The sequence below is a fragment of the Citrobacter sp. CtB7.12 genome (genome assembly GCF_001297795.1).
GTDB lineage: Bacteria > Pseudomonadota > Gammaproteobacteria > Enterobacterales > Enterobacteriaceae > Citrobacter_A > Citrobacter_A amalonaticus.
In genome coordinates, this window is sequence record NZ_LIFT01000001.1 from 131,953 (window position 1) to 156,933 (window position 24,981).

General features: G+C 55.8%; 25 protein-coding genes. 15 read left to right on the top strand and 10 right to left on the bottom strand.

From position 1 onward, the window contains the following. Nucleotides 1-3 precede the first annotated feature (3 nt). Complete coding sequence (nuoN, locus tag AOY24_RS00675) at nt 4-1,461, top strand: NADH-quinone oxidoreductase subunit NuoN (RefSeq protein ID WP_043000022.1); 1,458 nt, start codon at nt 4-6, stop codon at nt 1,459-1,461. Between the two features lie 57 nt (nt 1,462-1,518). Here nuoN and AOY24_RS00680 read toward each other — a convergent pair whose 3' ends face one another. Both AOY24_RS00680 and rbn read right to left on the bottom strand, forming a co-directional pair. Further along, on the bottom strand, nt 1,519-2,523 hold the full coding sequence (locus AOY24_RS00680; RefSeq protein WP_054175971.1) for a chemotaxis protein: 1,005 nt from the start codon (nt 2,521-2,523) through the stop codon (nt 1,519-1,521). Nucleotides 2,524-2,586: 63 nt separating this feature from the next. Next, nucleotides 2,587-3,504: a ribonuclease BN gene (gene rbn, locus AOY24_RS00685; protein ID WP_043000024.1), complete on the bottom strand. Its 918-nt coding sequence runs from the start codon at nt 3,502-3,504 to the stop codon at nt 2,587-2,589. A 65-nt stretch (nt 3,505-3,569) separates the two neighbouring features. Here rbn and AOY24_RS00690 point away from each other — a divergent pair, with 65 nt between their 5' ends. The 9 genes from AOY24_RS00690 (at nt 3,570) to pmrD (ending at nt 11,859) form a co-directional block, all read left to right on the top strand. After that, nucleotides 3,570-4,037: a GNAT family N-acetyltransferase gene (locus AOY24_RS00690; RefSeq protein ID WP_044266239.1), complete on the top strand. Its 468-nt coding sequence runs from the start codon at nt 3,570-3,572 to the stop codon at nt 4,035-4,037. Between the two features lie 47 nt (nt 4,038-4,084). Beyond that, nucleotides 4,085-4,390 carry a stress response protein ElaB gene (elaB, locus tag AOY24_RS00695; RefSeq protein ID WP_043000026.1) on the top strand — a complete coding sequence of 102 codons (306 nt, stop codon included), beginning with the start codon at nt 4,085-4,087 and terminating at the stop codon, nt 4,388-4,390. 97 nt (nt 4,391-4,487) lie between these two features. After that, the gene (menF, locus tag AOY24_RS00700; RefSeq protein ID WP_044258518.1) at nt 4,488-5,786 is read left to right on the top strand and encodes an isochorismate synthase MenF; all 1,299 of its coding nucleotides are present in this window, start codon (nt 4,488-4,490) and stop codon (nt 5,784-5,786) included. 84 nt (nt 5,787-5,870) lie between these two features. Beyond that, the gene (gene menD, locus AOY24_RS00705) at nt 5,871-7,541 is read left to right on the top strand and encodes a 2-succinyl-5-enolpyruvyl-6-hydroxy-3-cyclohexene-1-carboxylic-acid synthase (RefSeq protein ID WP_054175972.1); all 1,671 of its coding nucleotides are present in this window, start codon (nt 5,871-5,873) and stop codon (nt 7,539-7,541) included. After that, nucleotides 7,538-8,296 carry a 2-succinyl-6-hydroxy-2,4-cyclohexadiene-1-carboxylate synthase gene (menH, locus tag AOY24_RS00710; RefSeq protein ID WP_054175973.1) on the top strand — a complete coding sequence of 253 codons (759 nt, stop codon included), beginning with the start codon at nt 7,538-7,540 and terminating at the stop codon, nt 8,294-8,296. Before menD ends, menH begins: the two co-directional genes overlap by 4 nt. A gap of 14 nt (nt 8,297-8,310) precedes the next feature. After that, nucleotides 8,311-9,168, top strand: a complete 858-nt coding sequence (menB, locus tag AOY24_RS00715) for a 1,4-dihydroxy-2-naphthoyl-CoA synthase (protein ID WP_054175974.1) — start codon at nt 8,311-8,313, stop codon at nt 9,166-9,168. Then, complete coding sequence (menC, locus tag AOY24_RS00720) at nt 9,168-10,130, top strand: o-succinylbenzoate synthase (RefSeq protein ID WP_054175975.1); 963 nt, start codon at nt 9,168-9,170, stop codon at nt 10,128-10,130. The genes menB and menC overlap by 1 nt, the downstream gene beginning before the upstream one ends. After that, entirely contained in the window at nt 10,127-11,497 is a 1,371-nt protein-coding gene (menE, locus tag AOY24_RS00725; protein WP_054175976.1) for an o-succinylbenzoate--CoA ligase, read from the top strand. The genes menC and menE overlap by 4 nt, the downstream gene beginning before the upstream one ends. 98 nt (nt 11,498-11,595) lie before the next feature. Next, on the top strand, nt 11,596-11,859 hold the full coding sequence (gene pmrD, locus AOY24_RS00730; RefSeq protein ID WP_044258528.1) for a signal transduction protein PmrD: 264 nt from the start codon (nt 11,596-11,598) through the stop codon (nt 11,857-11,859). Between the two features lie 3 nt (nt 11,860-11,862). Here pmrD and arnF read toward each other — a convergent pair whose 3' ends face one another. From arnF to arnB, 7 genes are read right to left on the bottom strand one after another with little or no spacing between them, the layout of a single operon-like run. Continuing rightward, complete coding sequence (gene arnF / locus AOY24_RS00735; protein WP_043000034.1) at nt 11,863-12,249, bottom strand: 4-amino-4-deoxy-L-arabinose-phosphoundecaprenol flippase subunit ArnF; 387 nt, start codon at nt 12,247-12,249, stop codon at nt 11,863-11,865. Continuing rightward, entirely contained in the window at nt 12,249-12,584 is a 336-nt protein-coding gene (arnE, locus tag AOY24_RS00740) for a 4-amino-4-deoxy-L-arabinose-phosphoundecaprenol flippase subunit ArnE (protein WP_044258530.1), read from the bottom strand. Before arnE ends, arnF begins: the two co-directional genes overlap by 1 nt. After that, nucleotides 12,581-14,236, bottom strand: a complete 1,656-nt coding sequence (gene arnT, locus AOY24_RS00745) for a lipid IV(A) 4-amino-4-deoxy-L-arabinosyltransferase (protein WP_054175977.1) — start codon at nt 14,234-14,236, stop codon at nt 12,581-12,583. Before arnT ends, arnE begins: the two co-directional genes overlap by 4 nt. Next, nucleotides 14,233-15,135 carry a 4-deoxy-4-formamido-L-arabinose-phosphoundecaprenol deformylase gene (arnD, locus tag AOY24_RS00750; protein WP_054175978.1) on the bottom strand — a complete coding sequence of 301 codons (903 nt, stop codon included), beginning with the start codon at nt 15,133-15,135 and terminating at the stop codon, nt 14,233-14,235. Before arnD ends, arnT begins: the two co-directional genes overlap by 4 nt. Next, nucleotides 15,132-17,114 carry a bifunctional UDP-4-amino-4-deoxy-L-arabinose formyltransferase/UDP-glucuronic acid oxidase ArnA gene (gene arnA, locus AOY24_RS00755; protein WP_054175979.1) on the bottom strand — a complete coding sequence of 661 codons (1,983 nt, stop codon included), beginning with the start codon at nt 17,112-17,114 and terminating at the stop codon, nt 15,132-15,134. Before arnA ends, arnD begins: the two co-directional genes overlap by 4 nt. After that, nucleotides 17,114-18,094 (bottom strand): undecaprenyl-phosphate 4-deoxy-4-formamido-L-arabinose transferase, encoded by a 981-nt coding sequence (arnC, locus tag AOY24_RS00760; RefSeq protein ID WP_044266219.1) that lies wholly within the window; start codon nt 18,092-18,094, stop codon nt 17,114-17,116. The genes arnA and arnC overlap by 1 nt, the downstream gene beginning before the upstream one ends. A 2-nt stretch (nt 18,095-18,096) precedes the next feature. Then, nucleotides 18,097-19,236, bottom strand: a complete 1,140-nt coding sequence (gene arnB / locus AOY24_RS00765) for a UDP-4-amino-4-deoxy-L-arabinose aminotransferase (RefSeq protein WP_054175980.1) — start codon at nt 19,234-19,236, stop codon at nt 18,097-18,099. A 280-nt stretch (nt 19,237-19,516) separates the two neighbouring features. On the opposite strand from arnB, the gene AOY24_RS00770 reads away from it, so the two are divergent. After that, the gene (locus AOY24_RS00770; protein WP_043000041.1) at nt 19,517-20,122 is read left to right on the top strand and encodes a histidine phosphatase family protein; all 606 of its coding nucleotides are present in this window, start codon (nt 19,517-19,519) and stop codon (nt 20,120-20,122) included. A 48-nt stretch (nt 20,123-20,170) separates the two neighbouring features. Here the strand turns inward: AOY24_RS00770 and nudI are convergent, their stop codons facing one another. Further along, nucleotides 20,171-20,596 carry a nucleoside triphosphatase NudI gene (gene nudI / locus AOY24_RS00775; protein ID WP_043000042.1) on the bottom strand — a complete coding sequence of 142 codons (426 nt, stop codon included), beginning with the start codon at nt 20,594-20,596 and terminating at the stop codon, nt 20,171-20,173. A gap of 311 nt (nt 20,597-20,907) precedes the next feature. On the opposite strand from nudI, the gene AOY24_RS00780 reads away from it, so the two are divergent. The 4 genes from AOY24_RS00780 to rhmD all read left to right on the top strand — a co-directional run bounded on the left by AOY24_RS00780 (nt 20,908) and on the right by rhmD (nt 24,976). Then, a complete protein-coding gene (locus tag AOY24_RS00780; protein WP_043000043.1) occupies nt 20,908-21,450 on the top strand; it encodes a YfaZ family outer membrane protein in 543 nt (180 codons plus the stop codon). Nucleotides 21,451-21,564: 114 nt separating this feature from the next. Beyond that, nucleotides 21,565-22,761: a nicotinamide mononucleotide deamidase-related protein YfaY gene (locus AOY24_RS00785; protein WP_054175981.1), complete on the top strand. Its 1,197-nt coding sequence runs from the start codon at nt 21,565-21,567 to the stop codon at nt 22,759-22,761. A 212-nt stretch (nt 22,762-22,973) separates the two neighbouring features. Continuing rightward, on the top strand, nt 22,974-23,756 hold the full coding sequence (locus tag AOY24_RS00790) for an IclR family transcriptional regulator (protein WP_043000045.1): 783 nt from the start codon (nt 22,974-22,976) through the stop codon (nt 23,754-23,756). A 14-nt stretch (nt 23,757-23,770) separates the two neighbouring features. Continuing rightward, entirely contained in the window at nt 23,771-24,976 is a 1,206-nt protein-coding gene (gene rhmD, locus AOY24_RS00795; RefSeq protein WP_043001877.1) for an L-rhamnonate dehydratase, read from the top strand. Nucleotides 24,977-24,981: the final 5 nt, after the last annotated feature.

A 24,981-nucleotide genomic window follows, 5' to 3' on the forward strand; every position in this document is an offset into this window, starting at 1 on the left:
GCCATGACAATAACTCCACAACACCTGATTGCGCTGCTACCGCTGCTGATCGTCGGCTTGACGGTGGTGGTTGTGATGCTCTCCATTGCGTGGCGACGCAATCACTTCCTCAATGCCACGCTGTCGGTCATTGGGCTTAACGCCGCGCTGGTTTCGCTCTGGTTTGTTGGCCAGGCTGGCGCGATGGACGTGACCCCGCTGATGCGGGTTGACGGTTTCGCAATGCTCTACACCGGACTGGTTCTGCTGGCGAGTCTGGCGACCTGTACTTTTGCCTACCCGTGGCTGGAAGGCTATGACGATAACCGGGAAGAGTTCTACCTGCTGGTGTTGATTGCCGCGCTGGGTGGCATTCTGCTGGCGAACGCCAATCATCTGGCGGCGCTGTTCCTTGGTATCGAACTGATCTCCCTGCCGTTGTTTGGTCTGGTGGGCTATGCCTTCCGTCAGAAACGTTCGCTGGAAGCCAGTATCAAATACACCATCCTGTCTGCTGCCGCCTCGTCATTCCTGTTGTTTGGTATGGCGCTGGTGTACGCGCAGTCTGGCAACCTGTCGTTTGTCGCGCTCGGTAAGAGCCTCGGCGACGGTATGTTGAACGAGCCGCTGCTGCTGGCGGGCTTCGGGATGATGATTGTTGGTCTGGGCTTTAAACTCTCTCTGGTTCCGTTCCACCTGTGGACGCCAGACGTATACCAGGGCGCACCGGCTCCGGTTTCCACCTTCCTGGCGACGGCGAGCAAAATCGCTATCTTCGGCGTGGTGATGCGTCTGTTCCTGTACGCGCCGGTTGGCGACAGTGAAGCGGTTCGCGTGGTGCTTGGCGTGATCGCCTTTGCTTCCATCATCTTCGGTAACCTGATGGCGCTGAGCCAGACTAACATCAAGCGTCTGCTGGGTTATTCGTCTATCTCTCACCTCGGCTACCTGTTAGTGGCGCTGATTGCTCTGCAGAGCGGCGAGATGTCCATGGAAGCGGTCGGCGTTTACCTTGCCGGTTACCTGTTCAGCAGCCTCGGCGCGTTCGGCGTGGTCAGCCTGATGTCCAGTCCGTACCGTGGTCCGGATGCCGATTCTCTGTTCTCCTACCGTGGGCTGTTCTGGCATCGTCCGATCCTCGCGGCAGTGATGACGGTAATGATGCTGTCTCTGGCAGGTATCCCGATGACGCTGGGCTTTATCGGTAAATTCTACGTGCTGGCAGTCGGTGTGCAGGCGAACCTATGGTGGCTGGTTGCTGCTGTGGTGGTTGGTTCCGCGATTGGTTTGTATTACTACCTGCGTGTTGCCGTGAGTCTGTACCTGAGCGCACCGCAGCAGCTTAACCGCGATGCGCCGTCTAACTGGCAGTACAGCGCAGGCGGTATTGTGGTACTGATCTCCGCACTGCTGGTGCTGGTGCTGGGTATCTACCCGCAGCCGCTGATCAGTATTGTGCAGTTAGCCGCACCGCTGATGTAAGCGACAAGCAAAAACGAAAAACCCGCCGAGGCGGGTTTTTTTATGGATGAAGAATCTTCAGGCAATCAACTGACGACTGACCAGCGGGCCGCTGATGTTTTGCGCCGCGCGGTCCATCACTTCCTGAATAACGGATGACAGTTCATTCACTTCAAACTTCGCCACGTAGCCATCGGCTTTCACTTTGCGGACGTGATCTTCATTGGCACTACCGGAAAGAGAAGAGTGGATCACCACCGGAATTTTCTTCAGCCGCTCGTCGGTTTTGATTTTTCGGGTCAGGGTGAAACCATCCATCTCCGGCATTTCCAGATCGGTTAACACCAGTGCGATCTTCTCGCTAATCGCTTTGCCTTCCGCTTCCGCTTCCTGCGCCAGTTGCTGAATTTTGTCCCAGGCATCTTTACCGGTGACGTGCATTTGATGGGGAATGTCCATGGCCGTCAGACCTTTCTCCAGCATCGCACGGGCCACGCGGGAGTCTTCCGCGACAATAGCCACGGCACCGGGAGTGATGTTGAACTTATTGGTTTTCAGTTCCGTTGCGCGCAGGTCGTGATTCGATGGCACGATGTCATACAGAATCTGTTCTACGTCGAGCACCAGCGCCAGGTTGTTGGTCTCTTTGTCTTCATCCAGACAGGCGATACTGGTGATGTAGCGGCCGTTCACCGCTTTCTCTGAGGTGTGTACCTGCTTCCAGTCCAGGCGCATGATGTTTTCGACCGACTCGACGGCGAAGGCCTGCACGCTACGGGCATATTCGGTGATTAACAGAATGTTGAGTCCATTCTCCGGCTTGCAGCCGGCTACGGCGGGGAGGTCAATAACCGGAATCACCTGATCGCGAATATTGACCATTCCCAGCAATGGCGCCTTCATCCCTGCCGGACGAGTAAAGGCAGGCATAGGTACAATTTCGCGCAACTTGAACACGTTAATGCCAAACAGCTCAGATTTCTGTTCGTGCAGGGAGTTTCCCAGACGAAACAGCAGCAGTTCAAAGCGGTTGGACAGGGTCAGATTCGCCCTGTCATCGATATCTTTCTGGAAATTGTCCATGCTGTCCTCAGTGTGAATACTGCGTTTTTACTGTTATCGGCACTGAGAGCAAAAAATGGAGCCCTAAACCGTGAAAATGGCGAAATCGTCGGCAAGTTCAGTGGAAGGGAAGATAGCCTGACACTCTGCCAGCAGTCGCTGGCAACCTGCGGCGTCATAGCGCGAACTGACGTGCGTTATGATGAGCTTTCCGACTGCAGCCTCCCGTGCCAGCAGTGCCGCCTGGCGGGTGGAACTGTGTCCACGGCTGTTGGCCTTTTCTTCCATTGACGTATCCAGCGTGGTTTCGTGAATCATCACGTCGACCCCTTTCGCCAGATCAAGCGCGGATGCGCAGGGCGCGGTATCGCCAAAAATCGCGACCGTTTTACCGGGCGTCGCTGGGGCAAGAAAATCGGCCCCGCGTATCACGCTGCCGTCTTCCAGGGTGACCGTTTTGCCTGCTTTCAGATCCTGAAACCAGGGACCGGCCTTCACCCCAGCGGCTTTCAGCGCTTTGGCGTTGAGCGCGCCGGGTTTATCATGCTCCTCAACGCGGTAACCGTAACATTCCAGCGGGTGTTCAAGCGGGTAAGCCGTTACTTTTCGCAGCCCGTCATCAAGAATTTCCCCGGCGGTGATTTCGACGATTTCCAGCGGATAGTCAGTCCATGAGCCGCTCAGACGCAGCGCGGTTTCAGTAAACTCACGCAGCCCCTTCGGCCCGTAAAGCGTTAGCGGCTGAGCATTGCCCGCCATCGAACGACTGCACAGTAAACCCGGCAAACCGAACAGATGATCGCCGTGCAGATGGCTGATGAAAATCCGTTCAATTTTGCCGGGATGATATGCCGTGCTCAACATCTGATGTTGCGTACCTTCACCACAGTCAAACAGCCATAGCGCGGGCTGCGTCGGGTGTTGATGATGTAGCAAAATGGCTGTCACGTTGCGCGTACGCGTGGGCACGCCAGCTGAGGTACCCAGAAAGAGAAATTCCATTATTTCATTACACTTTTGAAAAATAATCTGGCTAGTATAAATCGTTTACGGAAAAGGAGCGCACGATGATTACCTGGCAAGACCTGCATCATTCGGAATTAACCGTCCCACAGCTCTATGCGCTGTTAAAACTGCGCTGTGCGGTGTTTGTTGTGGAGCAGAACTGTCCCTATCTCGACGTAGACGGTGACGATCTGGTGGGTGAGAACCGCCATATCCTGGGCTGGCATGACGGCGAGCTGGTGGCGTATGCGAGGATTCTGAAAAGCACTGAAGATCTGGAGCCCGTCGTGATTGGACGGGTGATCGTCAGTGAAGCGTTACGCGGTGAAAAGCTGGGCCAAAATTTGATGGCGCAGACGCTGGCGTCTTGTCAGCGACACTGGCCGGAGAAGGCGCTGTATCTGGGCGCACAGGCGCATTTGCAGGCATTCTATGCACGATTTGGTTTTGCTCCGGTCACCGAAGTCTATGAGGAAGATGGCATCCCACATGTGGGGATGGCGCGCGAAGCGATTCGGGCGGGATCCTGAGTCGTTGTCTATAGTTAGGGGCAGGTTTACTAACATGGAGAACGAGAATGTCTTATCAATTTGGTGATTCGCGTATTGATGACGACCTGACGTTGCTGAGTGAAACGCTGGAAGAGGTGCTGCGTTCCTCAGGGGATCCCGCCGATCAGAAATACATTGAGCTGAAAGCGCGGGCTGAAAAGGCGCTGGATGAGGTCAAAAATCGCGTAAGTCAGGCTTCAGATAGCTATTATTATCGTGCCAGACAGGCCGTTTATCGTGCAGATGATTATGTGCACGAAAAACCCTGGCAGGGGATTGGCGTTGGCGCGGCGGTCGGACTGGTGCTCGGCTTACTGTTGGCACGACGCTAATCTGCAAGCGAGATCGCATTGACTCCCTAAACTGGGGTACTGCTTTTTTTGTGCAGTACCCCGTATAATGTGAGGTTTTTAACAGGGAGAGGTCCGCGTGCATTCACTCACTACTGCGCTGGAAGGTCTGACGCGTCTTTTGTCGCAGGCAATCCCGGCGGCACCAGGCATTCGGGTTCTCGATGTTCCTTTTCCCCTTAATGACGCTTTCGATGCGTTAAGCTGGCTGGCAAGTCAGTCCATTTATCCGCAATTTTACTGGCAGCAGCGCAACGGTGATGAAGAGGCCGCCGTGCTGGGCGTCGTTGCGCCATTTTCTTCTCTCGATGAGGCGCAATGCTTTCTTCGCCAACATCCGCAGCAAACCGACCTGCGTATCTGGGGACTGAATGCGTTTGATCCAGAGCAGGGTAACCTGGTGTTACCGCGTCTTGAGTGGCGGCGCTGTGCGGGCGTGGCTGTGCTGCGTCTGCATTTGTGGAGTGATGTTTCTCTGCGCGAGGATGCTGACCGGGCGCTGACCTTTCTCGCCTCGCTGGCGAGTGTAAAACCGCTGCCGACATTACGTCTGAGCAAAACCGCTGAACAGCACTGGCCCGAAAAAGCAGGCTGGATCACCCTGATTGAGCAGGCCACGCAGACGATTGCCGAAGGTGAACTGGATAAAGTGGTGCTGGCGCGCGCCAGCGATCTGCACTTTTCTCGCCCGGTGAATGCCGCTGCTGTGATGGCTTCAAGTCGCCGTTTGAACCTGAACTGCTACCATTTTTATATGGCTTTTTCTGCGCAGAGTGCGTTCCTGGGTTCGTCTCCGGAACGTCTCTGGCGACGTCGCGATACCGCGCTCCGTACCGAGGCGCTCGCCGGGACGGTAGCGAATCACCCGGATGATTATAAGGCCTGGCAACTGGGCGAATGGCTGATGAAGGACGACAAAAATCAGCGCGAAAATATGCTGGTGGTCGAGGATATCTGTCAGCGCCTGCAGGACTACACGCATACACTGGACGTTTTGCCGCCGCAGGTGCTGCGGTTGCGAAAAGTGCAGCATTTGCGACGCTGCATCTGGACGGCGCTGAATCAGGCGGATGACACGCTCTGTTTACTGCAGTTGCAGCCCACGGCAGCCGTGGCCGGGATCCCACGCGAACGGGCACGGGCATTTATTCAGCAGCGTGAACCTTTTGCGCGGGAATGGTACGCCGGGTCGGCGGGCTATCTGTCATTACAGCAAAGCGAATTTTGTGTTTCGCTGCGGTCGGCGAAAATCAGCGGTAACGTGGTTCGGCTGTATGCCGGTGCGGGTATTGTTCGTGGGTCAGACCCTGAGCAGGAGTGGCAGGAAATCGATAATAAAGCCGCTGGTCTGCGATCTTTGTTACAGATGGATGGATAATGAGTTACATATTCCCGACTCATATCAATAATCCCTTTTTTCCGTTCTTTATACTGAGTCGCAATATTGATACCGGACAATCTCATGTCAGTAAGCGCATTTAACCGACGCTGGGCGGCGGTCATTCTGGAAGCATTAACTCGCCATGGCGTCAGGCATGTTTGCATTGCCCCTGGCTCTCGTTCCACGCCGCTCACTCTGGCGGCGGCGGAAAATTCGGCTTTTATTCACCACACGCATTTTGATGAGCGTGGTCTTGGTCATCTGGCGCTGGGACTGGCGAAGGTGAGTAAACAGCCTGTTGCCGTGATCGTGACCTCCGGTACGGCGGTCGCTAACCTCTATCCGGCGCTGATTGAAGCGGGGCTGACCGGTGAAAAACTGATCCTTCTGACGGCCGATCGTCCTCCTGAACTGATTGACTGCGGCGCGAATCAGGCGATTCGTCAGGCTGGCATGTTTGCGTCACACCCGTCACAAACGCTTTCGCTTCCGCGCCCGACGCAGGACATTCCGGCCCGTTGGCTGGTGTCGACTATCGATAATGCGCTGGCCTCGCTGCATGCCGGCGCGGTCCATATCAACTGTCCGTTTGCCGAGCCGTTATATGGCGAGATGGACGAAACCGGTCTGGCCTGGCAACAGCGTCTCGGTGACTGGTGGCAGGATGACAAACCCTGGCTGCGCGAAGCGCGTCGGCTGGAGAGCGACAAACAGCGCGACTGGTTCTTCTGGCGGCAAAAACGCGGCGTTGTTGTTGCCGGGCGAATGGGTGCAGAAGAGGGCAAGAAAGTTGCGCAATGGGCGCAGACGTTGGGCTGGCCGCTGATTGGCGATGTGCTGTCGCAAACCGGACAGCCGCTTCCCTGTGCCGACCTCTGGCTCGGCAATCCGAAGGCGGTGACGGAACTGCAGCAGGCACAGATTGTGGTGCAGCTGGGCAGCAGTCTGACCGGAAAACGCTTACTGCAATGGCAGGCAAACTGTGAGCCGGAGGAGTACTGGATTGTCGATAATATCGAAGGGCGGCTGGATCCGGCGCATCATCGCGGTCGTCGTCTGGTGGCAAAAATCGGCGACTGGCTGGAACTGCATCCTGCGGAAAAACGGCAACCGTGGTGTGTAGACATTCCGCGTCTGGCGGAGCAGGCCTGGCAGGCCGTGGCGGCGCGGCGTGATACTTTTGGCGAGGCGCAACTGGCGCATCGCATTCGCGACTATCTGCCCGAGCAGGGGCAGCTTTTTGTCGGCAACAGCCTGGTGGTGCGCCTGATTGACGCGCTGTCGCAGCTTCCGGCAGGTTACCCGGTTTACAGCAATCGCGGCGCAAGTGGTATTGATGGTCTGTTATCGACCGCTGCGGGCGTGCAGCGCGCCAGCGCGAAATCGACGCTGGCGATCGTGGGCGATTTATCGGCGTTGTACGATCTCAATGCGTTAGCCCTGTTACGGCAGGTCTCCGCGCCGTTCGTACTGATTGTGGTGAACAATAACGGCGGGCAGATTTTCTCGCTGCTGCCCACGCCGCAGAGCGAACGTGAACGCTTTTACCTGATGCCGCAAAATGTCCATTTTGAACACGCGGCTGCAATGTTTAACCTCAAGTATCATCGCCCGGAAAGCTGGGATGAACTGGAGGCGGCGCTGGCTGGCGCGTGGCGTACGCCTGCGACCACGGTGATTGAACTGGTGGTCAACGACACCGACGGCGCGCAGACGCTACAACAGCTGCTGGCGCAGGTGAGCCAATTATGATCCTGCACGCGCAGGCAAAAGCCGCGCAGTCAGACTCACCCTGGCTGGTTTTCCTGCACGGTTTTTCCGGCGATAGCCAGGAATGGCAACCGATCGGCGAGCGGCTTTCCGGCTTTTCACGCTTGTACATCGATCTGCCTGGTCACGGTGGATCGGCGGAGATCCGCGTCAGCGGATTTACCGATGTGATCAGCTTGCTGCGTGATACCCTTCTTAGTTACAACATACTGAAATACTGGCTGGTGGGATATTCCCTCGGCGGCAGAGTGGCGATGATGGCGGCCTGTCAGGAAATGCCGGGGCTTTGCGGCCTGGTGGTTGAAGGCGGGCATCCGGGACTGCAAAGCGACGCCGAACGCGACGCGCGCCGGGATTCTGACCATCACTGGGCGGAACGTTTTCGCCATGACGCGCTGACAGAGGTGTTTACTGACTGGTATCAGCAGCCGGTTTTTGCTTCGCTGAACGCGCGGCAACGAGAAGCGCTGGTCGCGCTGCGTAGCCAGAATAACGGCGAAACGCTGGCGGCAATGCTGGAAGCCACTTCGCTGGCGGTCCAGCCTGATTTACGCGCTGCGCTCACCGCGCGCGCCTTTCCGTTTTATTATTTATGTGGTGAACGTGACAGCAAATTCTGCGCCCTGGCGACGGAATTAGCGGCGACCCGCCATGTGATTCGTAACGCCGGACACAATGCGCACCGGGAAAATCCCGCAGGCGTGGTGGACTGTCTGGCTCAGATTCTGCGTCTCTGACTAAAGGACACACTATGATCTATCCTGATGAAACAATGCTTTACGCACCGGTAGAATGGAACGATTGCTCGGAAGGCTACACCGACATTCGCTATGAGAAATCGACCGACGGTATCGCAAAAATCACCATTAATCGTCCGCAGGTGCGCAACGCATTCCGTCCTCTGACCGTCAAAGAGATGATTCAGGCGATGGCGGATGCCCGTTACGACGATAACGTGGGCGTGATTATTCTGACTGGCGCAGGCGATAAAGCCTTTTGTGCCGGCGGCGACCAGAAGGTTCGCGGCGACTACGGCGGCTATCAGGATGACTCTGGTGTGCATCACCTGAACGTGCTGGATTTCCAGCGCCAGATCCGTACCTGTCCGAAGCCGGTCGTGGCGATGGTGGCGGGTTATTCCATTGGCGGTGGTCACGTGCTGCATATGATGTGCGACCTGACGATTGCGGCGGAAAATGCCATCTTCGGGCAGACCGGCCCGAAAGTCGGCTCCTTTGACGGCGGCTGGGGGGCGTCTTACATGGCGCGGATCGTGGGGCAGAAGAAAGCGCGTGAAATCTGGTTCCTGTGCCGTCAGTACGATGCCAAACAGGCGCTGGATATGGGGCTGGTGAACACCGTTGTCCCATTGGCCGAACTCGAAAAAGAGACCGTGCGCTGGTGTCGTGAAATGCTGCAAAACAGCCCGATGGCGCTGCGTTGCCTGAAAGCGGCGCTGAACGCCGACTGTGATGGTCAGGCCGGTTTGCAGGAGCTGGCGGGTAACGCCACCATGCTGTTCTACATGACGGAAGAAGGTCAGGAAGGCCGTAACGCCTTCAACCAGAAACGTCAGCCTGATTTCAGCAAATTCAAACGGAATCCGTAATGCGTAGCGCGCAGGTATACCGCTGGCAGATCCCCATGGACGCGGGGGTGGTTCTGCGCGACAGGCGGTTAAAAACGCGTGACGGGCTGTATGTTCGCCTGCACGACGGCGAGCGTCAGGGATGGGGAGAGATCTCCCCACTGCCGGGATTCAGTCAGGAAACCCAGGAAGAGGCGCAGGTTGCGCTGCTGGCCTGGGTTGACGGCTGGCTGCAGGGAGAAGATGCATTGCCTGACATGCCTTCTGTGGCCTTTGGCGTCAGTTGTGCACTGGCGGAAATAGCCGGAACGCTGCCTGAAGCCGCAGACTATCGGGCGGCGCCGCTGTGTACCGGGGACCCGGACGATCTGGTGCTGCAACTGGCGGACATGCCCGGCGAAAAAGTCGCGAAGGTGAAGGTCGGACTGTACGAAGCGGTTCGCGACGGCATGGTGGTCAACCTGCTGCTGGAGGCGATCCCGGAATTGCGGCTGCGGCTGGATGCCAACCGCGCCTGGACGCCGTTGAAGGCGCAGCAGTTCGCGAAGTACGTGAACCCGGACTACCGTAACCGCATCGCTTTCCTCGAAGAACCGTGCAAAACGCGCGACGACTCGCGAGCCTTTGCCCGTGAAACCGGGATTGCTATCGCCTGGGACGAAAGCCTGCGTGAGGCGGATTTTGTCTTTGAAGCAGAAGAGGGCGTACGTGCAGTGGTGATCAAACCGACGCTGACCGGGTCGCTGGAAAAAGTGCGTGAGCAGGTACAGGCCGCGCATGCGCTGGGGCTGACGGCGGTGATCAGTTCATCCATCGAGTCGAGCCTGGGTCTGACCCAACTGGCGCGCATTGCCGCGTGGCTGACGCCAGACACCATTCCGGGACTGGATACGCTGAGCCTGATGCAGGCGCAGCAGATTCGTCGCTGGCCGGGCAGCATGTTGCCCTGTATTGAAGAATCTGCACTGGAACGCCTGCGATGACCTTTCCTGACTGGCCGTGGCGATACTGGCGGCAGGTTCAGGGAGACGCGCCAGCCATACGCCTGAATGATGAGGTGCTAAGCTGGCGCACGCTCTGTACGCGTATTGATGCCCTGGCGAGCGGTTTTGCCGCGCAGGGGGTTACCGAAGGCTGCGGCGTGATGCTGTGCGCCTGGAATCATCCGCAGACACTGCTGGCATGGCTGGCGCTGTTGCAGTGCGGTGCACGGATCCTGCCGGTCAACCCGCAGCTTCCTCACGCCTTACTGGCAACATTGCTGCCCGATCTCACGCTGCAGTTTGCGCTGGACCTGGAGGGAGAAAACCGCTTTCCCTTTCTGATCCCGCTGAACTGCCTGAACGTGAACGGGCAGCATGCCGTCGACTGGCAGCCGCAGCGTCTGTGTTCCATGACGCTGACCTCCGGTTCGACCGGTCTACCGAAAGCGGCAGTTCATACCTGTCAGGCGCATATTGCCAGTGCTGACGGTGTGCTGTCGCTGATGCCGCTGGCAACAGAGGACGACTGGCTGCTCTCTCTGCCGTTGTTTCATGTCTCCGGACAGGGGATTCTTTGGCGCTGGTTAGTGGCCGGGGCGCGGATGACGGTACGGGAAAAACAGCCGCTGGAACAGATGCTGGCCGGATGCACCCATGCTTCGCTGGTGCCAACGCAACTCTGGCGACTGCTGGTGAACCAGACGCCGGTGGCGCTGAAAGCCGTTTTGCTGGGTGGCGCGGCGATTCCGGTGGCGTTAACCGAGCAGGCGCACGCGCAGGGCATTCGCTGCTGGTGCGGATACGGCCTGACGGAATTTGCTTCAACGGTATGTGCAAAAGAGGCGGACGGTCTGGCTGATGTCGGTATGCCTTTACCGGGACGAGAAGTCAGAATCGTAAATGATGAAGTCTGGCTGCGGGCGGCCAGTATGGCGGAAGGCTACTGGCGAGACGGTAAACTGGTTTCGCTGGCTAACGATGAAGGCTGGTTTGCCACACGCGATCGCGGCGTGCTGAATGACGGAAAACTGACCATCGCCGGACGTCTGGATAATCTCTTTTTTAGCGGCGGAGAGGGGATACAACCCGAAGAGGTGGAACGGGTCATTGTTACGCATCCTCACGTGCTGCAGGCGTTTATCGTGCCGATCGAGGACGCCGAATTTGGTCATCGACCGGTGGCGGTGGTGGAATGTGACGCAGACGTCGCAGAGACAGAACTTAACGAATGGGTGAAAGACAAACTGGCACGTTTCCAGCAGCCGGTACATTGGCTTTCTCTGCCTGCCGAACTGAAAAATGGGGGGATCAAGATATCCCGGCGTGCCGTCGTTGATTGGGTGAATGAAACATTAGGAAAACATTAATTTCACTTCGCAGTTTTACCAATTGATGCCCATTGCCACTTTGTTTATCTGCTACTGTGTAACGTAATGTAAAAGTTCCCGATACGTAAAGGTATGCAATGGAGTGGCAGGTGAAGAAGTCGTGCTATGACAAAAGGTCAGGGAAGCATGCATTAGTGTTAAGTGATGCCGGCGGTTCACTGAAAATGATCGCTGAAGTCCAGTCTGACATTGTGGTGAATGCCGGTGATATCCTTTCTCCGCAGAAGGATGCGCTGTATTCCGTCAACCGTGACAGCGGGCGGACGGTGAAGATTCTGGATGCCAGAAATTATACCTGTGACGAGTGGGAGCGCCTGAAGACGTTGTTGGGGAACAAATAAACGTCAGCGCGTTTTCCGCGGTGCGGGCAGAAAAATGAACATCAGTCCGGCCATGATACACAGTACGCCCAGCAGTGCTTTCAGAGAAAACGTGCCCTGCCAGCCGGGTAAGATTATCGACGCCACCCACACCAGCACATAACTCAGGCTGAGCAGCGCATAAGCCTTGCTCAGCGCGAGGTGATGCAGCGCGTTATGCCAGCAGAAAACCGACAGCAGATAGCCCACTAAACTGGTGAATAGCACGAGCGTACCGGTATGGAGGGAGAACAGCACCGGGATAAACGTCTGCCACTGTGTCATCGGCGGCAGGTTTGCCATCGCAAAGCTCAGGCCCAGTTGCGCGACGGACGTGATGATCACGCTGCACAGTCCCCAGAGTAATCCCATTACGCCGCACTCCCCAGAATAAAAATACCGCTGATGATCAAGACGATGCCCAGCCAGTGACGAAGCGCCACCGGTTCACGCCAGATTTTCCATGCCAGCAATGTGACCCAGACAAAGTTGAGACTGAGCATCGGGTAAGCGATACCCACGGGAATGTTCTGCAATACCAACAACCATAGGATCATCGCCAGGCCAAGGCAGGCGATCGCCAGCCCCAGCCACAGGGCAACATGGCGTCTTCGCGCGCGGGTCGGCACGGGGAGCGTTGCCTGTTTCTGGCATAATTGCCCTGCAACGCTGAGCAGGCTGGCGAGTACTAATACCAGCCAGATCATTTGGGACGATACTGAATCAGCACCAGACGCCCCTGATTATCGATACTGTCAGCAGGGGGAATGGCAAGGCGGTTGATGTCTTCATCCTTCGCGATGGTGAGCACGAGCGTAATAATACCCTCCTGACGGTGCTGGCTGAGCCAGTCCGCAAAATCGCCGTAGCGAATGAACCGGCCTTTAGCATCGGGATAGTTAAGGCCATATTTCAACTCGCCGGTTTGCCCGTACATTAAAATGTCGTCGCGTTTCAGGCTCCAGGCCAGCCCGGCGGCGACGCCTACGCTGTCGGTAAGAATGTAGCGGCTTGGCGCCAGGTTTTCCCGGGTCATCTCGACAAAAAACTGTGGCTGTTTGGATTCCATGACCCGATCGGGCACGGAAAAACCAAACAACAGCGCCAGCGCCACGGGACACAGCGCGGCATAAATCCAGCTCTTTTCGGTGTTAGTCAGCGTATACCAGCCGAAAAAAGTCCACAGAGCAAACATCCCCAGCGTGCAGAAAACCTTATACACCTCAATGTGCATCCAGACCGGCGATTTCAGCGGTCCCCACGGCGAGACAACCAGCGTAGCGATAATCCCGATGACGCCGAACAGAATATTGATCCAGCCGTTGATGCGCAGCGCGGCAAAGCCCTTTTCCGCTGCGTTCAATCCGTATCTCGCCATCAGTATGGCGAGCGGGGCGAAACAGGACAGAATATAGGTCGGTAATTTGCCTTTCGCGATGCTGAAAAACACCAGCGGCATTACGATCCAACCGAGCAGATAGAATGCGCTGCGCGATTCATCTCGCGTCTGCCAGCCGGTCTTTAAGGCTCCGGGAAGCAGCGCAAGCCACGGCAGGCTTCCGGCGATCAGCACCGGCAGATAGTACCAAAACGGCGCTTTGTGCTGGGCGTCATCCATCGCGAAACGCTGGATGTGTTCGACCCAGAAAAAGTAGTGCCAGAAATCGGGTTCACGTTGGGCGATTGCCAGTCCCCACGGCAGAATGACGACGACACAACTGATGACCGCTAATCCGCCAAAGAGGAACAGATCTTTCCAACGTTTCTGCGCGGCGACCCACGGCAGAACGCTGAGCACCGGTACCGCAAGCGCCAGAAAACCCTTGGTCATCACGCCCATCCCGCAGGTGACGCCCAGCAGCAGGAATCCTGCACTTTTCCCTTGCCAGGTGGTGGCCTGCATCGCCTGCCAGAAGCAGCACAGTCCCGCCATTAGCCAGAGCGCAATCAGCGGATCGAGCACCGCATAGGTGCCAATCCCGTAGACAATAAACAACGACAGGAAGATGATGGCCGACAGCAGGGCGGTACGCGTATCGCGCCATAGGCGCATGGCAAGCCATGCCACCAGCACGGTGGTGACCAGCGTCGCAAAAATGGCGCCCGCGCGAACGCCGAAATTGTTCGCACCAAACAACCCCTGCCCGATGCTGTTGATCCAGTACCCGGCAATGGGTTTTTCAAAGTAACGGACGCCAAGAAAATGAGGAACAAGCCAGTCGCCGGAGGCCAGCATTTCACGACTGATCTCGGCATAGCGCGTTTCATCAGGTTGCCACAACAGACGCAGGTTGATGGGGATGATGTACCAGAACGCGATTAGCGCGGCCAGTATCTGATAATAACGGGTGTTTTTCATCGTATGACACTCATTGCTTGCTGGCAGCCTAACCATCCTTCTCTTCCCGCGATGTGACCGCGAATAATCTCTCCCGGCGGCAAGGTGTTGCGATCCTCAGGCAGGAGATCGCCAAGTGGGCAGAAGGTGATGCCCGCATCGGCCGCACGCTGGAGCAGTTCCTCAAACTGGCGGTGCCAGGCACCGCCTTCGACTTCGGCATGAATGGTATACACCGGCGTACCGGTATCCCGCTGTATTCGGGAGAGGATCCAGTCGTTGAAATCCTCTGCCTGAACCTCACGACCCACCGCTTCATCCCACGTGGGCAACGTGACCGGAATTTGTGGCGTAGCGAACGCATCAGCCCCGAGAACCGGACGGAACGGCGCCCAGCCGCGGCAGTCGCTGTTGTATCGCAGAGGAAATGCCTCTTTGGCGAGCACCACACGCTGGTCAGCGCGCCAGCCCGCGACGGCTGAACAGGTCACGGGCTGGCCGGTGATCGCCTCCAGGGCGGTGATCCCGTGTGAAATATCGGCGATCAGTTGCTGTTCGCTCCACTGAGGACTCCGGGACTGCCAGGCGTGGTGATCCCAGGCGTGCAGACCCGTTTCATGCTGGCGTGCCGCTTCACGGATAATCTCGGCGTTTGCGCGACCGATTTCTTTTCCCGGCCAGGCGGTACCGGCCAGCAAAATATCCCAGCCGTAAAGAGACGCGGCGTTTGAGCGCAGCATTTTCCACAGAAACTGCGGTTTAATCAGGCGCCAGAGATGGCGCCCCATGTTGTCAGGCCCAACGCTAAAGAAAAAACTTGCCCGAATGTGGTATCGGCTCAATGACGCTAACAGGCGCGGCACACCTTCGCGGGTGCCGCGGAAGGTATCGACATCAATACGCAAGCCGACTTTTGTCATGATGAATGTTCCGTGAGTTCTACACTGCGCAGGAAGAAATCCAGCGTCTCGTCAACCGTTTCGCGCATATCGATGGTAGGCTCCCAGTCCAGGCAACGTTTTGCATTACGGATGTTGGGCTTACGGTGCTCCACATCCTGATAGCCTTTGCCATAATAGCTGCTGCTTTCAACCACCCGTAACCCGGCAAACGGTGGAAAATGATGGCGCAGTGGATGTTTGTCGAAACTCTCCAGCAGCATTTCCGCCAGTTCCTTGATGCTGGCTTCGTTTTCTGGGTTGCCGATGTTGATGATTTCACCGTCGCAGCGACCCCCCGCATTTTCAATGATCCGGTACAGCGCTTCGATGCCGTCGCGGATATCCGTAAAGCAGCGTTTCTGTTTTCCGCCTTCGATAAGCTTAATCGGCGAGCCTTCCACCAGGTTAAGGATCAACTGTGTGATGGCGCGTGAGCTGCCAATTCGCGCAGAATTCAGGCTGTCGAGTCGCGGCCCCATCCAGTTGAAGGGGCGAAAGAGGGTAAAGCGGAGCCCGTCTTTTTCGCCATAGGCCCAAATGACACGGTCGAGAAGCTGTTTGGACACCGAGTAAATCCAGCGGGGTTTATTGACCGGCCCGACAATCAGATTCGAGCTGTCTTCATCAAACACTTTGTCGGTACACATCCCGTACACTTCAGAAGTCGAGGGGAAAATGATCCGCTTACAGTATTTCACGCAGTAGCGAATGATTTTCAGGTTTTCTTCAAAATCCAGTTCAAAGACGCGCAGTGGGTTGCGGGTATATTCAATTGGCGTGGCAATGGCCACCAGCGGCAGCACCACGTCGCATTTCTTAACGTGATATTCGATCCATTCAGAGTGAATGCTGATGTCGCCTTCCACAAAATGAAAACGCGGGTGGTTGAGGAAGCGGCCAATCGCATCGCTGCCGATATCCAGACCATAGATTTCGTAGTGGTCTTCGCGCAGCAGGCGTTCGGTAAGATGGTTGCCAATAAAACCATTCACGCCGAGGATCAGCACGCGGGTACGGCGCTTGCTGGCAGCCAGCGATGGGCTGTTTAAACGGGAGCCTGCAACCAGGCCGAGTACCTGCGCTAACTGTGCACCCTGCATGGTGATGCCGTTACCCGCCTGTCCGGTCACTACCTCCAGCGCGCCTTCGGAACAGGCGATCAGCAGGGGCGCGACGGAAATCACGGTACCCGGTTGCGCGGTCTGGGGCTGTGAGTGGACGCGGGATGACCAGATGGTGAATTTTTGCGTGCCGGAATAGCTGAACGCGCCCGGCCAGGGGGCCGCGACCGCCCGCACCATGTTATGCAGCGTCGTTGCCGGTCGGTTCCACGTCAGGAAACTGTCTTCAGGCGTGCGACGACCAAAGTACGTTGCGTCGCTCTCGTTTTGCAAAACGTCACGCGTCTCTCTGCGTTTGATAGCGGGTAGTGCCTGTTCCAGCACCTGTCGGGCGGTCTGGCAAAGCTTATGATGTAGCGTAAGGGCCGTATCGTCAGGCGAAATAGCGACACGCTGTTGCCCGATAATGGCGCCTGCATCGGCGCGGTTGACCATGCGGTGCAGCGTCACGCCGGTTTCACTTTCGCCATTCACCAACACCCAGTTCAACGGGGCGCGACCGCGATACTTTGGCAGGAGTGAACCGTGCAGGTTGAATGCACCAGCCGGAGCCTGTTCCAGAATTGCATCGCTGAGTAGATGACGGTAATAGAAAGAGAAAATAACGTCAGGAGCGAGTTGGCTGATACGCTCAGCCCAGATTGGATGGTTCACGTCATCCGGGGCGTAGACCGGGATCCCCGCATCAGCGGCCAGGCGAGAAACGGAGCCAAAAAACGTGTTTTCTCCTGGATTATCCGCATGTGTAAAAATGGCGGCAATGTCATAGCCGGCGTCGAGCACGGCCTGAACGCCCAGACAGCCCATATCGTGATACGCGAAGACAACGGCTTTCATTATTGATTTTCCTTTGTAGAGTGCGGGCTTTCCGGACGAATAACTTGCTGGACGAAATAGCGGGGGCGGGCGCGGACATCGTTGTAAATTCGACCGATATATTCGCCGAGTAATCCCATGCCGATGAACTGCGCGCCGATAAAGGTAAACAGAACGGCAAACAGCATGAATACCCCTTCAGCCGCCCATTGTGGCCCCAGCGTCAGGCGGAGAATGACGAGGAGTATCGACAGAGTAAATCCGGTAACGGCGATGACGCTGCCGAGCAGGCTCAACATGCGCAAAGGCGTCGTCGTCAGGCAGGTCACCAGGTCGTACATCAGGTTAATCAGCCGCATAAAGCTGTATTTGGAATCACCAAATTCACGTTCCGCGTGATGAACGGGGATCTCCGTGGCGCGCCGGGCAAAAATATTCGCCAGAATCGGGATAAATGTGCTGCGCTCATGACAATGCAACATGGCATCGATAATGTGCCGGCGATAGGCGCGAAGCATGCAGCCGTAGTCGCCCATGGCTTTGCCCGTGGTGCGCTGAATCAGATGGTTGATCATCTTCGAGGCGGTTTTACGGAACAGACTGTCCTGACGATTCTGGCGTACGGTGCCAACGACGTCATACCCTTCATCGGCTTTTGCCACCAGACGCGGGATCTCTTCCGGCGGGTTTTGCAGATCGGCATCGAGCGTAATGATCAGGTCGCCAGTAACGTGACTAAATCCCGCCATGATGGCGGAATGCTGCCCGTAGTTGCGATTGAGTAAAATCGAAACGATGTGGCTGCCTTCGGCTTCTGATGCGTCGATCAACAACCGGGCAGAGTGGTCGCTGCTACCGTCATCAATCAACAGGATTTCATAGTCTTTTCCCAGACTCTCGCAGGCCGCAGTGGTTCGCCTGAACAGTTCCGGCAGGCTTTCCTGTTCGTTATAGACAGGGATCACCACCGACACTTTCGTAATCGGAAGAGCTTCAAACATGGTTATTTACCTGCAATCTGGCGAAGTGCGGTGATGACACGATCGGTATCCGCCGGGGTCATATCAGGAAACAGCGGTAGCGAGCAAATACGTGCGCTGTTCCATTCGGTATGGGGGAGCGACAGAGTGTTAAAGCGCTCGCGGTAATATTTCTGCGTGTGTGCCGCGCGAAAATGCAAACCGGTCCCGATTCCCTGGGCTTTGAGCGCCTCCATCAGCGCGTCACGACTGATGCCACAGCACTCTTCGTCGGTACGAATAATAAACAGATGCCATGCATGGACGTGGGGCCATGACGGCAGGCTCAGCGGTTGAAACGGCAGATCGGCCAGCGCTTGTTGGTACGCGTGGGCGATGGTTGTCCGGCGACGGTTTAGTGTCTCTAGTTTGTCTAACTGAACCAGCGCTATCGCCGCGTTAATATCGGTCAGATTATATTTGTAACCCGGTGTCAGTACCTCGGCCTGAGGCGCGCGACCCCAGGTCTGGCGATCGTAGGCATCCACGCCGAGTCCGTGGAATTTCAGCTTACGTAACTCCCGGGCGAGTGGCTCATCATCGGTGACGATCAGTCCTCCCTCTGCGCAGGTGACATTCTTGATGGCGTGAAAGGAGAAAATCGCGGTACCTCGTGCGCCGACGTGACGACCCTGATAATAAGTCCCGACCGCGTGGGCGGCATCCTCGATAACCGCAATGCCGTGACGTTCTGCAAGGGCGTAAATGGCATCCAGATCGGCCGGTGCGCCGGCGTAATGGACGGGAATAATGGCTTTCGTGCGCGGCGTTATGGCGGCTTCAATGTGCTCAGCGGTGACCATCAGCGTGTCGCGGTCGACATCCACCAACACTGGGGTGGCGCCCAATAGCACAATCATGTTCAGGGTGGAAACCCAGGTCATTGACGGGGTGATGACTTCATCACCGGCACCGATTCCCAGCGCCATGAGAGCGATATGCATACCTGCCGTGGCGGAGCTAACGGCAATAGCGTGGTGGTTTCCCGTCAGCTGGCAGAAGGCCTCTTCCAGTTGCTGATTTTTCGGGCCGGTCGTAATCCATCCGGAATCAAGAACCGCTTTGATTGCGGCAAGTTCTTCCGTACCTATCGCCGGGCGAGAGAAAGGCAGAAAATCAGACATTATATTTCCTTTAGCCATTTGGATACTGCGATCCTCTTATTTATTAAGTCATAAACAGGAGGCTAAATGAGGATTATCCAGTTAAAGCCAAATAATAGTGGCTGAATATTAATTTAACCTTAAGAACTTAACGTTAAGAAAATATATCCTTTTTTCTCTATATTGCATTTGCATTGGCCAGGGTTTTCGGGCATTTTGCCCACTTAAATGATCATGCCTTTGATTAAGCGGTATGCCGTAAAGTGATATTTCTGTTCGCCGGTAACGGGTGGAGTTTATTGTGTTTATCGTGTCCCAGTATTTCATTAAATCCAAAAAATATACGGTTATCCTGTTATCAGCGCTGGTGATAATGGTAGGGCTGGGCAGCCATTTCGCCTGGAGTAGTAACGGATTGCCGCGAATCGATTCCCGTACTCTGGCGGTACTGGCAAAACAGCATCCGGTGGTGGTGTTGTTTCGTCATGCCGAGCGCTGCGACAGGTCAGACAATCTCTGCCTGTCGGATAAAACCGGCATTACCGAGCATGGCGCGAAGCAAGCCCGTGCGTTGGGCGCCGCGTTTGGTAAAGAGATAAAAGACTACGATTTGTATGCCAGCGATACGGTACGCACCATTCAGTCAGCGACCTGGTTTTCTGCGGATAAAAAACTGACGGTAGATAAAGGCATGCATGCCTGTGGGCGGGGGACTTATCAGGCCATTGAGCGTTTAGCCAATAAGTCGGAAAATAAAGATGTGGTAATTTTTACCCATAATCATTGTTTGACATATCTTGCAAAAAATATGCGGGGTGTAAAATTGACCCCGGATTATCTGGACGGCCTGGTGATGCATGTCGATAAGGGAAAATTATTCCTTGATGGTAAACTGGTATCACTCTAACCCCTATTATGAATAAAGAATGACAGCCGTAATGGCTGTCATCAAATATTACAATAACCCTTTCAGTGTTAAGGTTTTCACCGTCGCAACGTTCAGATCGTATTTCGCTAAATCTTCCGGCTTGACCCAGGCAAACGCCTGAAACTCGTCATTGATATGCACCTCACGATTGGCAGCGATGCAGTCGAAAATCAGGTAAATCATATAAATCTCTTCCTGACGGCCATCGGGGTAGGTTTTGGTACGGATATCATCGCTGAAGGTCCAGGGTTTGATATCAGTCAGAACCAACTCAGTACCCAGTTCTTCGCGAATCTCACGGCGCAGGGCCTCTTCAATGCGTTCGCCTGGTTCAACGCCACCACCAGACAGTGCCCATTGGCCCGGGAAAACGCCCCGGTCGTCGGCCATCTGGCACAGGAGATAACTTCCAGCATTCTGTATTAAGGGGCAAACAATAGTCCTTTGACGCACGGTAATGTTCCTTGAAGCAGAGGGAGTGTTAGCAGGGAAAAGTTTATCCCCTGGCAACAGGGGAGAAAATGTTTATTTTCTATTCATATGAGAAATGTACTTTGATGGATTGCTATGAATAAAAAATAGTATCCTGGCGCTTTTCCGGACGGTAAAGAGGGTTAACGGGACTCTTCTTGTCTCTGAACGGTATTATTTAGTTACAAAATGCCGCACGATCGCTTTTTTAGCTCATTGATTCCTTTAGCGCTGGCAGTACAATCCTGCGGCTTTGGGGAACTTTACGTATTTGCTTGCTGGAAAGGGTAAAAATGAAAAAAAGCGTATTATTTGGCATAGCGGGAATGCTGTTCGTTTCCGCCTCTGCGAGTGCAATGAGCATCAGCGGACAGGCGGGTAAAGAATATACCAACGTTGGCGTCGGCTTTGGCACCGAGTCCACGGGACTGGCGCTGAGCGGTAACTGGATGCATAGCGATGACGACGGTGACGTCGCGGGTCTGGGGCTGGGGCTAAATCTACCGCTCGGTCCGCTGATGGCGACGGTGGGCGGCAAAGGGGTCTATACCAACCCGAACGACAGTGATGAAGGCTATGCTGCTGCGGTTGGCGGTGGATTACAGTGGCCAATAGGCGACAGTTTCCGCCTGTTCGGCGAGTACTACTACTCACCGGACTCGTTATCCAGCGGGATCCAGAGCTATGAAGAGGCGAATGCCGGCGCGCGTCTGACGATCATGCGTCCGCTCAGCATCGAAGCGGGTTATCGCTACCTCAACCTGGCGGGTAAAGACGGCAATCGTGATAACGCCATTGCGGACGGCCCGTATGTTGGGGTCAATGCCAGCTTCTAATTTTGGTGGCGCGGTCTTCTGCCGCGCCACTTTTGTTACCTTCCTGATATTTCTCTACCACGCCACTTCCCCCTTTGCGTTATAGTGTTTTCATCATAAAAGCAGGAGAACACGATGTTAAACGTGGAGATGTTATCCACCGGGGATGAAGTGTTGCACGGGCAAATCGTCGACACGAATGCAGCCTGGCTGGCCGATTTTTTCTTTAATCAGGGATTGCCCTTAACCCGTCGTAATACGGTGGGCGATAACCTCGATTGCCTGGTCGCCATTCTGCGCGAGCGGAGTCAGCATGCTGACGTACTGATCGTCAACGGTGGACTGGGGCCGACCAGTGACGATCTCAGCGCGCTTGCTGCGGCGACGGCGAAAGGGGAAGGGCTGGTTCTGCACGAAGCCTGGCTTGCCGAGATGGAACGATTCTTCCGCGAGCGCGGCAGAGTGATGGCGCCCAGCAACCGCAAACAGGCGGAACTGCCCGCCAGCGCTGAATTCATCAATAATCCTGTCGGCACCGCCTGTGGTTTCGCGGTACAGCTTAATCGCTGTCTGATGTTCTTTACGCCGGGTGTACCGTCAGAATTTAAGGTGATGGTAGAACATGAGATCCTGCCGCGTCTGCGCGAGCGCTTCTCTCTCACCGAACCGCCGCTGTGTCTGCGTCTGACCACCTTTGGTCGTTCGGAAAGCGATCTGGCGCAAAGCCTCGACTCGCTTTCATTACCGGAAGGGGTGACGCTGGGTTACCGTTCTTCGATGCCAATTATCGAACTGAAATTAACCGGACCGTATGCCCAGCGTGAAGCGATGCGCGGTCTGTGGCAGGAGGTCAAACGTGTTGCCGGCCAAAGCCTGATTTTTGAAGGTACCGAGGGACTTCCGTTGCAAATCGCCCGCGAGTTGCAGAAAAGGCAGCTCAGCCTGACGCTGAGCGAGCAGTTCACCGGCGGGTTGGTGGCACTGCAGCTCTCCCGCGTGGGCGCGCCGCTGCTGGCCAGTGAAGTGGTGCCTTCGCAGGAAGAGACGCTGGCGCAGACTGCGCACTGGACGACAGAACGGCGCGATAACCACTACGCCGGACTGGCGCTGGCGATCTCCGGGCTGGAAAACGATCACCTGAATTTTGCGCTGGCGACCCCCGACGGGACGTTTGCCCTGCGCGTGCATTTCAGCGTGACCCGTCACAGTCTGCTGGTCCGTCAGGAGGTCTGTGCGATGATGGCGCTAAACATGTTACGTCGCTGGTTCAACAAGCAGGATATTGCCAGCGAACACGGCTGGATTGAGGTGGTTGAATCCCTGACGCTGTAGTCTTTACCTCGCCCGAAGGCATTGCGTTTTTCGGGCTGATTCTTTTTTTGTCCAACCCATTGTACTCCCCACGAAAAAATCCGTGCGTCACCTCACATTCCTGCACGTAATTTCTCCATTCTGCTGGAAGAAAGGCGCGACATGACGCGCTTCACAAATTTACCTGACGCGACCGATCACACTGATTCCAGTATCTCAGACTGGAGTCCAGTATGTTGGAATCAAGCAAAGTCCCGGCGCTCACCCGCGCCATTGATATTCTCAATCTGATTGCGCGGATTGGCCCCTGTAGCGCCGCCACGATTATCGAAACGCTGGGTATTCCCAAAAGCACGGCGTACCTGCTGTTGAGTGAACTGAAGCGTCAGCGGTTTATCAGTGTCGATCACCAGGAGAACTTTTGTCTGTGGACCAAACTGGTGGAACTCTCCGGCCATGCGCTCAGCAAAATGGATCTGCGTGAACTGGCGCGACCACGCCTGACGCAACTGATGGATGAAACGGGGCTGCTCTGCCATTTGGGGATCATTGACCATGAAAGCGCGTATTACATCCTGAAGGTGGAATCGTCTTCGACCATCAGCGTGCGCTCCCATGAAGGGAAAAGCCTTTCGTTGTATCGCTCTGGTATTGGTAAGTGCCTGTTGGCCTGGCAGCCCGCCGCCGTGCGTAACGCCATTATTGAACAGCTGGTGTGGGAGCAGGCGACCCCCACCACGATCACCCAACCTCAGCAACTTAGCGATGAACTGGAACGCATCCGTCAGCGCGGCTGGAGCTTCGACAACGGAGAGGATTATCCGGATGTACGCTGTGTTGCTGCCCCTGTATTTAATGCCAATAACGAACCCGCCGCCGCCATTTCGGTGGTTGGCACTCGCTTAGAAATTAACGAAGAGAATCGTGATTATCTTGCCGGCAAAGCCATTGCCTGCGCGAAGGATATTTCACGTCTGTTGGGATGGAAAAGTCCCTTCGATTCACTCGCATCATAATAATGGAGAACATCATGACCCTACCCAAAATTAAACATGTCCGCGCCTGGTTTACCGGTGGCGCTACCGCAGAAAAAGGCGCTGGCGGCGGTGATTATCATGACCAGGGGGCGAATCACTGGATTGACGATCATATCGCCACGCCGATGAGCAAATATCGTGAATACGAACAGTCACGCCAGTCCTTTGGGATTAACGTGCTGGGTACGTTGATTGTCGAAGTTGAAGCCGAAAACGGACAGACGGGATTTGCGGTCTCTACGGCAGGGGAGATGGGGTGCTTTATTGTTGAAAAACACCTCAATCGCTTTATCGAAGGAAAATGCGTCAGCGATATCAAACTCATTCACGATCAGATGCTCGGTGCGACCATGTATTACTCAGGCTCTGGCGGTCTGGTGATGAACACCATCTCCTGCGTTGATTTGGCGCTGTGGGATCTTTTTGGCAAGGTGGTCGGTCTGCCGGTCTACAAACTGCTGGGCGGCGCGGTGCGCGATGAAATTCAGTTTTACGCCACGGGTGCTCGTCCGGATCTGGCAAAAGAGATGGGCTTCATTGGCGGCAAAATGCCGACGCACTGGGGACCACACGACGGCGATGTGGGGATCCGCAAAGATGCCGCGATGGTGGCGGAGATGCGTGAGAAGTGCGGCCCGGATTTCTGGCTGATGCTGGACTGCTGGATGAGTCAGGACGTGAATTACGCCACGAAGCTGGCTCACGCCTGCGCGCCATCTAACCTGAAGTGGATCGAAGAGTGTTTACCGCCACAGCAGTATGAAGGCTATCGCGAACTGAAACGCAATGCGCCGGCAGGCATGATGGTCACCAGCGGTGAACACCACGGCACACTGCAGTCCTTCCGTACGCTGGCGGAAACCGGTATCGATATCATGCAGCCGGATGTCGGCTGGTGCGGCGGCCTGACCACGCTGGTCGAGATTGCTGCGATTGCGAAATCGCGCGGACAACTGGTGGTACCGCACGGCTCGTCGGTCTACTCACATCATGCGGTGATTACCTTCACCAACACGCCGTTCAGTGAGTTCCTGATGACCAGCCCGGACTGCTCAACCATGCGTCCGCAGTTTGACCCGATTCTGCTTGATGAACCGGTACCGGTACAGGGCCGCATTCATAAGTCCGTGCTGGATAAACCAGGATTCGGCGTGGAGCTTAACCGCGACTGCAATCTGAAACGGCCTTATAGCCACTAATGACC

Bases quoted from the DNA above. Each gene is read 5' to 3' on its own strand.
- rhmD (WP_043001877.1), top strand. From the start codon at position 23,771: ATGACCCTACCCAAAATTAAACATGTCCGCGCCTGGTTTACCGGTGGC.
- AOY24_RS00780 (WP_043000043.1), top strand. From the start codon at position 20,908: ATGAAAAAAAGCGTATTATTTGGCATAGCGGGAATGCTGTTCGTTTCC.
- AOY24_RS00680 (WP_054175971.1), bottom strand. From the start codon at position 2,523: ATGGACAATTTCCAGAAAGATATCGATGACAGGGCGAATCTGACCCTG.
- menE (WP_054175976.1), top strand. From the start codon at position 10,127: ATGACCTTTCCTGACTGGCCGTGGCGATACTGGCGGCAGGTTCAGGGA.
- menB (WP_054175974.1), top strand. From the start codon at position 8,311: ATGATCTATCCTGATGAAACAATGCTTTACGCACCGGTAGAATGGAAC.
- pmrD (WP_044258528.1), top strand. From the start codon at position 11,596: ATGGAGTGGCAGGTGAAGAAGTCGTGCTATGACAAAAGGTCAGGGAAG.
- menH (WP_054175973.1), top strand. From the start codon at position 7,538: ATGATCCTGCACGCGCAGGCAAAAGCCGCGCAGTCAGACTCACCCTGG.
- AOY24_RS00785 (WP_054175981.1), top strand. From the start codon at position 21,565: ATGTTAAACGTGGAGATGTTATCCACCGGGGATGAAGTGTTGCACGGG.
- arnD (WP_054175978.1), bottom strand. From the start codon at position 15,135: ATGACAAAAGTCGGCTTGCGTATTGATGTCGATACCTTCCGCGGCACC.
- arnA (WP_054175979.1), bottom strand. From the start codon at position 17,114: ATGAAAGCCGTTGTCTTCGCGTATCACGATATGGGCTGTCTGGGCGTT.
- arnT (WP_054175977.1), bottom strand. From the start codon at position 14,236: ATGAAAAACACCCGTTATTATCAGATACTGGCCGCGCTAATCGCGTTC.
- menC (WP_054175975.1), top strand. From the start codon at position 9,168: ATGCGTAGCGCGCAGGTATACCGCTGGCAGATCCCCATGGACGCGGGG.
- elaB (WP_043000026.1), top strand. From the start codon at position 4,085: ATGTCTTATCAATTTGGTGATTCGCGTATTGATGACGACCTGACGTTG.
- rbn (WP_043000024.1), bottom strand. From the start codon at position 3,504: ATGGAATTTCTCTTTCTGGGTACCTCAGCTGGCGTGCCCACGCGTACG.
- menD (WP_054175972.1), top strand. From the start codon at position 5,871: ATGTCAGTAAGCGCATTTAACCGACGCTGGGCGGCGGTCATTCTGGAA.
- arnE (WP_044258530.1), bottom strand. From the start codon at position 12,584: ATGATCTGGCTGGTATTAGTACTCGCCAGCCTGCTCAGCGTTGCAGGG.
- arnB (WP_054175980.1), bottom strand. From the start codon at position 19,236: ATGTCTGATTTTCTGCCTTTCTCTCGCCCGGCGATAGGTACGGAAGAA.
- arnF (WP_043000034.1), bottom strand. From the start codon at position 12,249: ATGGGATTACTCTGGGGACTGTGCAGCGTGATCATCACGTCCGTCGCG.
- AOY24_RS00690 (WP_044266239.1), top strand. From the start codon at position 3,570: ATGATTACCTGGCAAGACCTGCATCATTCGGAATTAACCGTCCCACAG.
- arnC (WP_044266219.1), bottom strand. From the start codon at position 18,094: ATGTTTGAAGCTCTTCCGATTACGAAAGTGTCGGTGGTGATCCCTGTC.
- AOY24_RS00790 (WP_043000045.1), top strand. From the start codon at position 22,974: ATGTTGGAATCAAGCAAAGTCCCGGCGCTCACCCGCGCCATTGATATT.
- nuoN (WP_043000022.1), top strand. From the start codon at position 4: ATGACAATAACTCCACAACACCTGATTGCGCTGCTACCGCTGCTGATC.